The organism is Microbacterium sp. HMWF026, from assembly GCF_003061325.1.
Taxonomy (GTDB): domain Bacteria; phylum Actinomycetota; class Actinomycetes; order Actinomycetales; family Microbacteriaceae; genus Microbacterium; species Microbacterium testaceum_E.
The window spans coordinates 1-8333 of sequence record NZ_QAJB01000236.1 but is presented as its reverse complement, the minus strand read 5'-3'; the positions used below and the strand labels follow the sequence as shown (position 1 = coordinate 8333).

Below are 8333 nucleotides of genomic sequence, written 5' to 3'. Positions count from 1 at the left end.
CGTTCGTACTCGCACCTCGGCGAGGGCGTCGATCGCCGGCAGCACGCGCGTGGCGAACACCGCCGCGTCGGCGTCGCGCAGCGTGGCGGCGGCGGTGAGCGCGAGATCGGATGCCGCGGCCCACGCTGCCTCGACACGGGCGGCGACCTCGGCCCGGGCGTCCGCCTCGTCCGGCGTGCCGGTCTGTGTACCCGGCCAGTCGACGCGTTCGCCGCCCGGGTACGTCCAGGCGAGGGAGTAGGCCACCTGATCGCCCTCGTACGCGACCTCGACCGCCAGCACCGGCCGCGACGGTGGCGGTGGCGGCACCCCGGGCCCGACGACGAGGGGCGTGCGCCGCGCCAGGGTGGGGTACGCCTCGGCGAGAAATTCCTCGGCGTCGGAGGCCGGGATGTCGACCGCGGCCCCGAGCAGCCTCGGCAAGGGGTCGGGCAGGTCGGCGGGCGCGAGAACGATCGGGACGGGGTCGACGTCGAGGGCGTAGGCGAACAGCCCCGACGCGCCCATGGGTCGGGCGTGCGCGGCATCCACGGGGTCGTCGTCGATGCGCACCGCGGCGGACAGGCGCAGAGCGCCGTCCGGCGCCCGGTCGATCGCCAGACGCGCGGTGGCCTCGCCAGCGAGGCGGACGCTCTGCTGCGGGTGCATCGCGACGAGCGGGATGCCGAGCCCCCGCGCCGCGGCCAGGTGCGGCCAGAGCAGGGGCGCGTCGACCGTGTCGAGGGCGAGCGTGTCGCCCGACGCCGCGAACGCCCCCGTCGTGCGCAGCGCCTGCGCGATCGCGTGCAGTTCCGCGAACCACCGCGCGTGCGCCGGGTTGAATCTGCCCGTCGAGCGACGGACGGCGTCCCACGTGGCATCCGCCTTGATCCAGGCCTCGCGCGCGCCCTGGACGAGCGGCCGGGCGACCAGCTGCAGATCGTCCTGGCGTCGGGCGAGTGCGCGCGCGGTGACGGCGATCACCGCGCGGGCACCCCAGCGGGCGGGGTCGTAGGCGTCGCGCTGCCGGAGCTCGATGCCCAGGGCGAGCGCGTCGTACGCGCGGGCGGGGCCGCCCGCGACCAGGTCGCGCCAGGACGTCACGGGGAGATCCTGCCCGAGACCTGCGACATCGCGGGCGCGGGCGTCGTCACGCGGCCGGACATGTCGGCCTCCCCCGTTCGCCGGACGCCGGCGCGCTGCCGGGCGTGCCGACAGAGCCGCGGGCACCCCGTACACGCGACGACGCGGCCGCCGACGAGAAGTCGGGGCCGCGTCGGAGCACGTCGATCGGCGTCAGGACGAGCGCGCGATCCGTGCCAGCACGCCGTGCACGAACGAAGCGGAGTCGTCGGTCGAGAACTCCTTGGCGAGTTCGACCGCCTCGTCGATCGCGACAGCGGTGGGCACCTCGTCGTTGTAGAGGATCTCCCACGCGCCGATGCGCAGCAGCGCACGGTCGACCGCGGGCATGCGCTGCAGCGACCAGTCCTTGGAGAACGTGGTGATCTGCTCGTCGATCGCGTCGCGGTTGTCGATGACGCCATCGACGATGTCGCGGGCGTACAGCCAGGACGCCTGACGATCGGGCTCGGACGCCGCGCGCTTAGCCTCGGTGGCCAGCATGATCGGCAGTTCTTCACCGCGCACATCGGCCTGGAAGAGGATGTCGAGGGCGCGCTTGCGCGCCTTGGTGCGGGCGCTCAAGGTCAGCTGATGCGGCCGAGGTACTCGCCGGTGCGAGTGTCGACCTTGATCTTGGTGCCGGTTTCGAGGAACAGCGGGACCTGCATCTCGTAGCCGGTCTCGACGGTCGCGGGCTTGGTGCCGGCCGACGAGCGGTCGCCCTGCAGACCCGGCTCGGTGTAGGTGACCTCGAGCACGACGGACGGCGGCATCTCGATGTAGAGGGGGTTGCCGTTGTTCAACGCGATCTGCACCTGCTGGTTCTCGAGCAGGAAGTTGGCGGCGTCACCGACGGTGGCCGCACCGACGGTGAGCTGGTCGTAGTCGGCGACGTCCATGAAGACGAAGCCCTCGCCGTCGTTGTAGAGGTACGTGAAGTCGCGGCGGTCGACGTTCTCGGTCTCGATCTTGGCGCCGGCGTTGAAGGTCTTGTCGACGACCTTGCCGCTCATGACGTTCTTGAGCTTCGTGCGGACGAACGCGCCGCCCTTGCCGGGCTTGACGTGCTGGAACTCCACGACGCTCCAGAGCTGACCGTCGATGTTCAGGACGACGCCGTTCTTGATGTCTGCGGTGGATGCCATGAGTGCCGATATTCCGTTTCGTGAGTCGAAGTGGGGCGAGAGCCCGACGTCTGAGTCTACGCGATCCCCGCCGTCAGCCGTCGGCGCGGCCCGAGACGACCTCGACGAGCAAGTCGACGGCGCGGGCGTACCCGGGCACGCCCTCGCCGATGACGTGCACGACCGCGACGTCCTCGATGTACGAGAAGTGCCGGAACTCCTCGCGTTCCTTGATGTTCGAGATGTGCACCTCGGCCACCGGCAGATCGACGGATGCCAGGGCGTCCCGCAGGGCGACCGAGGTGTGCGTGAGTCCTCCGGCGTTGATCACGATGCCGGCGCAGTCGAGACGGGCGGCGTGGATGGCGTCGATGAGCACGCCCTCGTGATTGCTCTGGATCGCGCGCACCTCGACACCGTGGCGGTGGGCGGCCTCGGCCGTGACGCGCTCGACGTCGGCCAGGGTGTCGCGGCCGTAGATCTCGGGCTGACGCGTGCCGAGCAGGTTGAGGTTGGGGCCGTTGACGAGCAGCAGTCGGCGGGGCGTGGTCATGTCCCGCACGCTATCAGCGTCGTCCCGGCGCGCCGAGGCGCACGGGGGCGGTGCCCGCCTCACCCGGCGGACGAGCCGTCGCGCTCGAGGAACGAGTGCGGGGATGGGCTTCGGGGCAGCCCGGAACTCGGAGACGCGCGCGGAACTCGGAGAATCGCGCGGGAACCATCCGAGTTCGGTGCGATAATCCGAGCCTCGGCGCCGTGTGGGGCGCGGGCGCGGAAGGAACCCCGCCCCGCCTCAGAGTGTGCGCAGAGAAAGGCTCATCGCGAGCTCGGGCCCGATCGGACCGGTGAACTCCTCGCCGCGCCGCCCGCGGCTCGTTCGTCCCAGAACGCCGGGTCGCGATCGCGCTCCTGCTCGTACGTGGTCAGGAAGGCGATGGATGCCGCCGGGTCGCTCACCGCGCGAAGCCTCAGCTCGCGCACGCGCGCGCCCTCTCCGGCTCGAACGCGGCGGACGGTGACACCCGCGGCGCTCACGAGGCGCTCCGGATCACGCACCGACCTCTTGGTAGGCCGCGAACAGCAGCGACTCGTCGGGGGCCTGCAGCACGGTGGGGCGGGCGAGGTCGTCGAGCACGATGAAGCGCAGCATGCTGCCGCGGCTCTTCTTGTCGCGCTGCATCGTGGCTTTGAGCGTCTGGAACGCCCCCGCGCGGTAGGTCGTGGGCAGTCCGAGCGACTCGAGCACGGTGCGGTGGCGCTGGGCGACGTCGTCCGAAAGACGCCCGGCCAGTCGGGACAGCTCGGCAGCGAACACCATGCCCACCGAGATCGCCGCACCGTGACGCCAGCGGTACCGCTCGGCGTGCTCGATGGCGTGGCCGAGCGTGTGGCCGTAGTTGAGCACCTCGCGCAGGCCGGCCTCGCGCAGGTCCTCGCCGACGACGCGCGCCTTCATGTCGATCGCGAGCTCGACGCACCGGCGGAACGCGTCGCCGCGCGGGTCGACGATCCCGGTCGGGTCGGCCTCGATCAGATCCAGGATCTCGGGATGCCAGATGAAGCCCGCCTTGACCACCTCGGCGAAACCGGCCGTCGCCTCGTTCTTCGACAGCGTGTCGAGCAGGTCGAGGTCGCACACCACGGCGATGGGGGGCCAGAACGCGCCGACGAGGTTCTTGCCCTCGGCGGTGTTGATCCCCGTCTTGCCGCCGACAGCGGCATCCACCATTCCCAGGACCGTGGTGGGCACTTGCACCAGGGCGACCCCGCGCAGCCAGGTGGCGGCCACGAAACCGGCGAGGTCGGTGACCGCTCCCCCGCCGAAGCCGATGACGACGTCGGTGCGGGTGAAGTCGGCCTGACCCATGACCTGCCAGCAGAACGCGGCGACCTCGACGCGCTTGCCCTGCTCGGCGTCGGGGATCTCGGCCAGCAGCACCTGTCGGTCGCCCATGAGCTGGGCGCGCAGAGCCTCGGCCTGCTTCGCGAGCGTCGGCGGGTGCACGACGAGCACCTTCTGCGCGGCGGCCGGGAGCTTCTCGCCCAGGGCGGCGAGCAGACCGCGGCCGACGGTGATGTCGTACCCGGGGTCTCCGGCGACGCTGATGGTGGTGGTCTCGCTCATGGTTTCTCCTCGACCCCGGCGCTGCGCGCCCAGGTCACGATGTCGTCGACGACGCGGGACAGGGGTCCCGACGACGTGTCGAAGGCGATGTCGGCGGTCGCCTCGTAGAGCGGGCGCCGCTCTTCGTAGATGCGCCGCCAGCGTTCGGCGGGGTCCTCTCCGCCCAGCAGCGGGCGGTCGTCGCCGTGGATCCGGGATGCCACGACGTTCGGCGCGACGGTCAACAGCACCACGTGGTGGGCCGCCAGGCGGTCGCGCGTCAGCGGGTCGAGCACCGCTCCTCCCCCGAGGGCGACGACGCCGCCGCGGGCGAGCGCTTCGACGACGGCATCCCTCTCGAGAGAGCGGAAGTGCGCCTCGCCGTGGGCGGAGAACAGGTCGCGGATGGGACCGTGATCGCGCACCACGATCTTGTCGGTATCGCTGAACGACGCGCCCAGGGCGCGCGCGACGCGGCGTCCGACGCTCGTCTTGCCCGCACCCATCGGCCCGATGAGCACGATCGCGGCGCGCTCGGGCGCGGAAGCCCCACCGTGCTCGGGCGCGGCATCAGCGGCGGGGGCGTCGCTCGGCACCCGCTCAGGCGAGGTCATGCGCGAGCAGCGCGGCGTCCGACGCGTCGGTCGAGCGCAGGGTCTCGGGCAGGTTCGCCAGGTAGGTCTCGAGGTTGCGACGCGTCTCGGCGACGTTGTCGCCTCCGAACTTCTCGAGCACGGCATCCGCGAGGGTCACCGCGACCATGGCCTCGGCGACGACACCCGAGGCGGGCACCGCGCACACGTCGGAGCGCTGGTGGTGGGCGGCCGCGGTGTCGCCGGTGGCGACGTCGACGGTGCGCAGAGCCTTGGGGATCGTCGCGATCGGCTTCATGCCCGCGCGCACGCGCAGCACGGTACCGGTCGACATCCCGCCCTCGGTTCCGCCCGCGCGGTCGGAGGATCGCGTGATCCCGTCGGCGGTGGCGAACAGTTCGTCGTGCGCCTGCGAACCGCGGCGGGTGGTGGTGAGGAAGCCGTCGCCGACCTCGACGCCCTTGATCGCCTGGATGCTCATGAGCGCCTGGGCGAGCCGCGCGTCGAGACGGCGGTCCCACTGCACGTGCGAGCCGAGTCCCGGCGGCAGACCGTAGGCGAGCACCTCGACGATGCCGCCCAGGGTGTCGCCGGCCTTCTTGGCGTCGTCGACCTCGGCGACCATCGCGGCGCTCGTGTCGGCGTGGAAGCACCGCAGCGGGTCGGCGTCGAGACGGTCGACGTCGTCGGGCGTGGGGAGCTCCGCGTCGTCGGGGACGCGCACGGGACCGATCGACAGGGTGTGGCTGACCAGACGGATGCCGAGCTCGCTCAGGAACGAGCGCGCGATCGCGCCGAGGGCCACGCGGGCCGCGGTCTCGCGGGCCGAGGCGCGCTCGAGGATCGGACGAGCCTCGTCGAAGCCGTACTTCTGCATGCCGACGAGGTCGGCGTGGCCGGGACGCGGGCGCGTCAGAGCGGCGCCGCGTCCGCGCGAACGGTCAGACAGCTCGACGGGCTCGGGGCTCATGACCTCGGTCCACTTGGGCCACTCGGTGTTGCCGATGCGCAGGGCGATCGGGCTGCCGATGGTGAAGCCGTGCACGATGCCGGTCGAGAGGCTCAGCTCGTCCTCTTCGAACTTCATGCGCGAGCCGCGGCCGTAGCCCAGACGGCGGCGCGCGAGTTCGGCGCGGATCTGGGCCGAAGAGACGGGGACGCCGGCCGGCATCCCCTCCATGAGGGCGATCAGTTCGGGGCCGTGGGACTCGCCGGCGGTGAGGACGCGAAGCATGCCCCTAGTCTCCCATGAGCGCGGTGCGCATCGCGGCCAGCACCTCGGCCTCGCGCGCGAGCGGGACCGTCGGGTCGGCGCCGACGAACACCCGCACCTGCAGGAGGGCCTGATGCAGCAGCATCCGCAGCCCGTCGTGCGCGGCCACGCCGGCGCGGTCCCAGGCCCGCGCGAGCGGGGTCGGCCATCCGCCGTAGACGACGTCGACGAGGGGTCCCGAGGTGGATGCCAGCACCCCGGCGATCGCGCCCAGGTCGGTTCCGCCGGGCAGGGCGGCGATCGTCGCGTCGACGGTGACGGGGTCCGGGTCGTCGATCGCCGCGACGCGCACATCCACATCGAGGAGGGGACCGAGCGCCGCGAGGGCGGCGGCGGCCTCGGGTCGGCGCGCACGCACCTCGACCTCGCCCGCGCCCGCGCGTACCGCCGACACGACGGCGGAGGTCGCCGTGGCCCCCGCGCCGAGCACCCGCACGCGGGCGGGGCGACGGACGCCGACCTCGTCGAGGGCCCGGGCGAGCCCTCCGACATCGGTGTTGAATCCGTGCGGGCCGCCGTCGGTCAGCAGGTAGGTGTTGACCGCACCGGTCAGGCGCGCGTCGTCGTCGAGCGTCACGGCTCGCGCCGCGGCGACGTGCTTGAGCGGCATGGTCAACGACAGGCCGCGCCAGGCGGCATCCAGGCCCGCGATCTCGACGTCGAAACGCGTGTCGTCGACCTCGCGTCGGTCGTACTCCCAGTCCAGGCCGAGCACGCCGTATGCGGCGGAATGCAGCCGGGGCGACCGCGAATGCGCGATCGGATCGCCCCAGACGGCCAGGCGGGTGGTGCCGGTCAGCATCCGCCGTCGGGGTTCTCGCGGCACCATGCCTGGAACTGCTCGACGGCCTTCAGCTGGTCGGCGTACGTCGTCGAGAAGACGGTCTCGCCGGTGGCGAGGTTGACCGTCGTGAAGTAGTACCAGGTGCCGTCCACGGGCTTCATGGCCGCGTCGATCGCCAGGTCGCCGGGGTTGGCGATCGGGCCGATCGGCAGGCCCGGGCGGATGTACGTGTTCCACGGGTTGTCGCTCGTGAGGGCGTTCTCGGACGACGACGACGATCCGGCATCCAACTCCCCCGCTCCGTACTGCGCGGTGGAGTCCATCTGCAGCAGGCCGTGGGTTTCGTCGTTGTCGGGCTGGAGGCGGTTCTCGATTACGCGCGAGACCTTGTAGAAGTCCTCGCTGCTGCGCGCTTCGCGCTCGATGATCGACGCGATGATGAGGATGCGTTCCCGGTCCGCCTCGGGCACGCCCGCGGTGTCGAGCGACTGCACGGTGCGCTGCACCATGCGCTCGATGACCTGCTGCGCGGTGACGCCCTCGTCGAAGTCGTAGGTGGCGGGGAAGATCCAGCCCTCGAGCGTCGAGGCGGGCACGCCGTACTGCGAGGGGTCGGCGGTGGCGGCGTCGAGGTCAGCGCGCGGGATGCCGATCTGCTCCGAGATGACGTCGAGCGACTGCTTCAGCGTCAGGCCCTCGCGCAGCTGCACGGTGTAGTTCAGGCGGTTCTCGGGGTTGCGCAGCGCCGTCAGCACGGCCTCGGACGTCATCTGCTGCTGCAGCTTGTAGACCCCGGGCTGGAAGGTGAAGACGACGGAGTTGTCGACCATGTACTTGTACAGCGAGTTCGAGGCCTTGGTGATGCCGGCCTCGAAGAGCTTGGGCGAGACCGACGCGCCGGTGTCGCCCGACACGATGGTGACGCGCGCTTCGCCGGTGGCCTGTCCGGCTTCGTAGTCGAGGGGCTCGCCGTTGCCGAGGAACGCCTGGATGCGATCGCCGTAGGTGTTCCAGAGGGCGAAACCGCCGCCGGCGATGCCGCCGACCAGCAGCAGCACGACGAACAGGGCGATCCACCCGCCGACACGGCGGCGTCGGCGCGGCGGTGCGGTCACGGTCTGGCCCATCTCGTGCGTGGTGGTCTGGCCGGTGAAGAGGTCTTCGAGCGAACCGGATGCCGCGGCCCGCGGCGTCGACGTGGCCGCCGCGGCGGTGGCTCCGGCACCGACCAGCGCCGGCTCGCGGTCGCGCGAGGGCTCGGCGGCGGGCGCGGGGTCGGCGCGGCGCGCGGGTCCGGCGCTGCGCGCGGCGTCGTCGCTGCGCGCAGCCGGGGCGGTGCGCGCGGCGACGA

General features: G+C 72.0%; 9 protein-coding genes and 1 pseudogene. All 10 read right to left on the bottom strand.

The genetic code is table 11. The annotated features are described in order from the left end of the window. Window positions 1-1083: pseudogene (locus DBR36_RS09500) on the bottom strand (DNA/RNA helicase); the annotation flags it as partial. Between the two features lie 192 nt (window positions 1084-1275). Then, window positions 1276-1686: a transcription antitermination factor NusB gene (gene nusB / locus DBR36_RS09495; RefSeq protein ID WP_108318843.1), complete on the bottom strand. Its 411-nt coding sequence runs from the start codon at window positions 1684-1686 to the stop codon at window positions 1276-1278. A 2-nt stretch (window positions 1687-1688) separates the two neighbouring features. After that, entirely contained in the window at window positions 1689-2249 is a 561-nt protein-coding gene (efp, locus tag DBR36_RS09490) for an elongation factor P (protein WP_108318841.1), read from the bottom strand. A 73-nt stretch (window positions 2250-2322) separates the two neighbouring features. Further along, a complete protein-coding gene (locus tag DBR36_RS09485) occupies window positions 2323-2781 on the bottom strand; it encodes a type II 3-dehydroquinate dehydratase (RefSeq protein WP_108318839.1) in 459 nt (152 codons plus the stop codon). Window positions 2782-3044: 263 nt separating this feature from the next. Then, complete coding sequence (locus DBR36_RS18755; protein ID WP_308810946.1) at window positions 3045-3284, bottom strand: hypothetical protein; 240 nt, start codon at window positions 3282-3284, stop codon at window positions 3045-3047. Beyond that, window positions 3277-4353, bottom strand: a complete 1077-nt coding sequence (gene aroB / locus DBR36_RS09475) for a 3-dehydroquinate synthase (RefSeq protein WP_108318837.1) — start codon at window positions 4351-4353, stop codon at window positions 3277-3279. Before aroB ends, DBR36_RS18755 begins: the two co-directional genes overlap by 8 nt. Next, window positions 4350-4838, bottom strand: a complete 489-nt coding sequence (locus DBR36_RS09470) for a shikimate kinase (protein WP_258222693.1) — start codon at window positions 4836-4838, stop codon at window positions 4350-4352. The genes aroB and DBR36_RS09470 overlap by 4 nt, the downstream gene beginning before the upstream one ends. Before the next feature lie 94 nt (window positions 4839-4932). Next, window positions 4933-6159, bottom strand: coding sequence for a chorismate synthase (aroC, locus tag DBR36_RS09465; RefSeq protein WP_108318833.1), 1227 nt, complete (start codon window positions 6157-6159; stop codon window positions 4933-4935). A gap of 4 nt (window positions 6160-6163) precedes the next feature. Then, window positions 6164-7000, bottom strand: coding sequence for a shikimate dehydrogenase (locus DBR36_RS09460; protein WP_108318831.1), 837 nt, complete (start codon window positions 6998-7000; stop codon window positions 6164-6166). Then, a partial coding sequence (mltG, locus tag DBR36_RS09455; protein WP_258222692.1) for an endolytic transglycosylase MltG occupies window positions 6994-8333 on the bottom strand: 1340 nt, incomplete at its 5' end. The genes DBR36_RS09460 and mltG, both read right to left, overlap by 7 nt.

Coding starts and splice junctions, on each gene's coding strand:
- DBR36_RS09485 (WP_108318839.1), bottom strand. CDS start 2,781: ATGACCACGCCCCGCCGACTGCTGCTCGTCAACGGCCCCAACCTCAAC.
- aroC (WP_108318833.1), bottom strand. CDS start 6,159: ATGCTTCGCGTCCTCACCGCCGGCGAGTCCCACGGCCCCGAACTGATC.
- DBR36_RS09460 (WP_108318831.1), bottom strand. CDS start 7,000: ATGCTGACCGGCACCACCCGCCTGGCCGTCTGGGGCGATCCGATCGCG.
- aroB (WP_108318837.1), bottom strand. CDS start 4,353: ATGAGCGAGACCACCACCATCAGCGTCGCCGGAGACCCCGGGTACGAC.
- DBR36_RS09470 (WP_258222693.1), bottom strand. CDS start 4,838: ATGGGTGCGGGCAAGACGAGCGTCGGACGCCGCGTCGCGCGCGCCCTG.
- efp (WP_108318841.1), bottom strand. CDS start 2,249: ATGGCATCCACCGCAGACATCAAGAACGGCGTCGTCCTGAACATCGAC.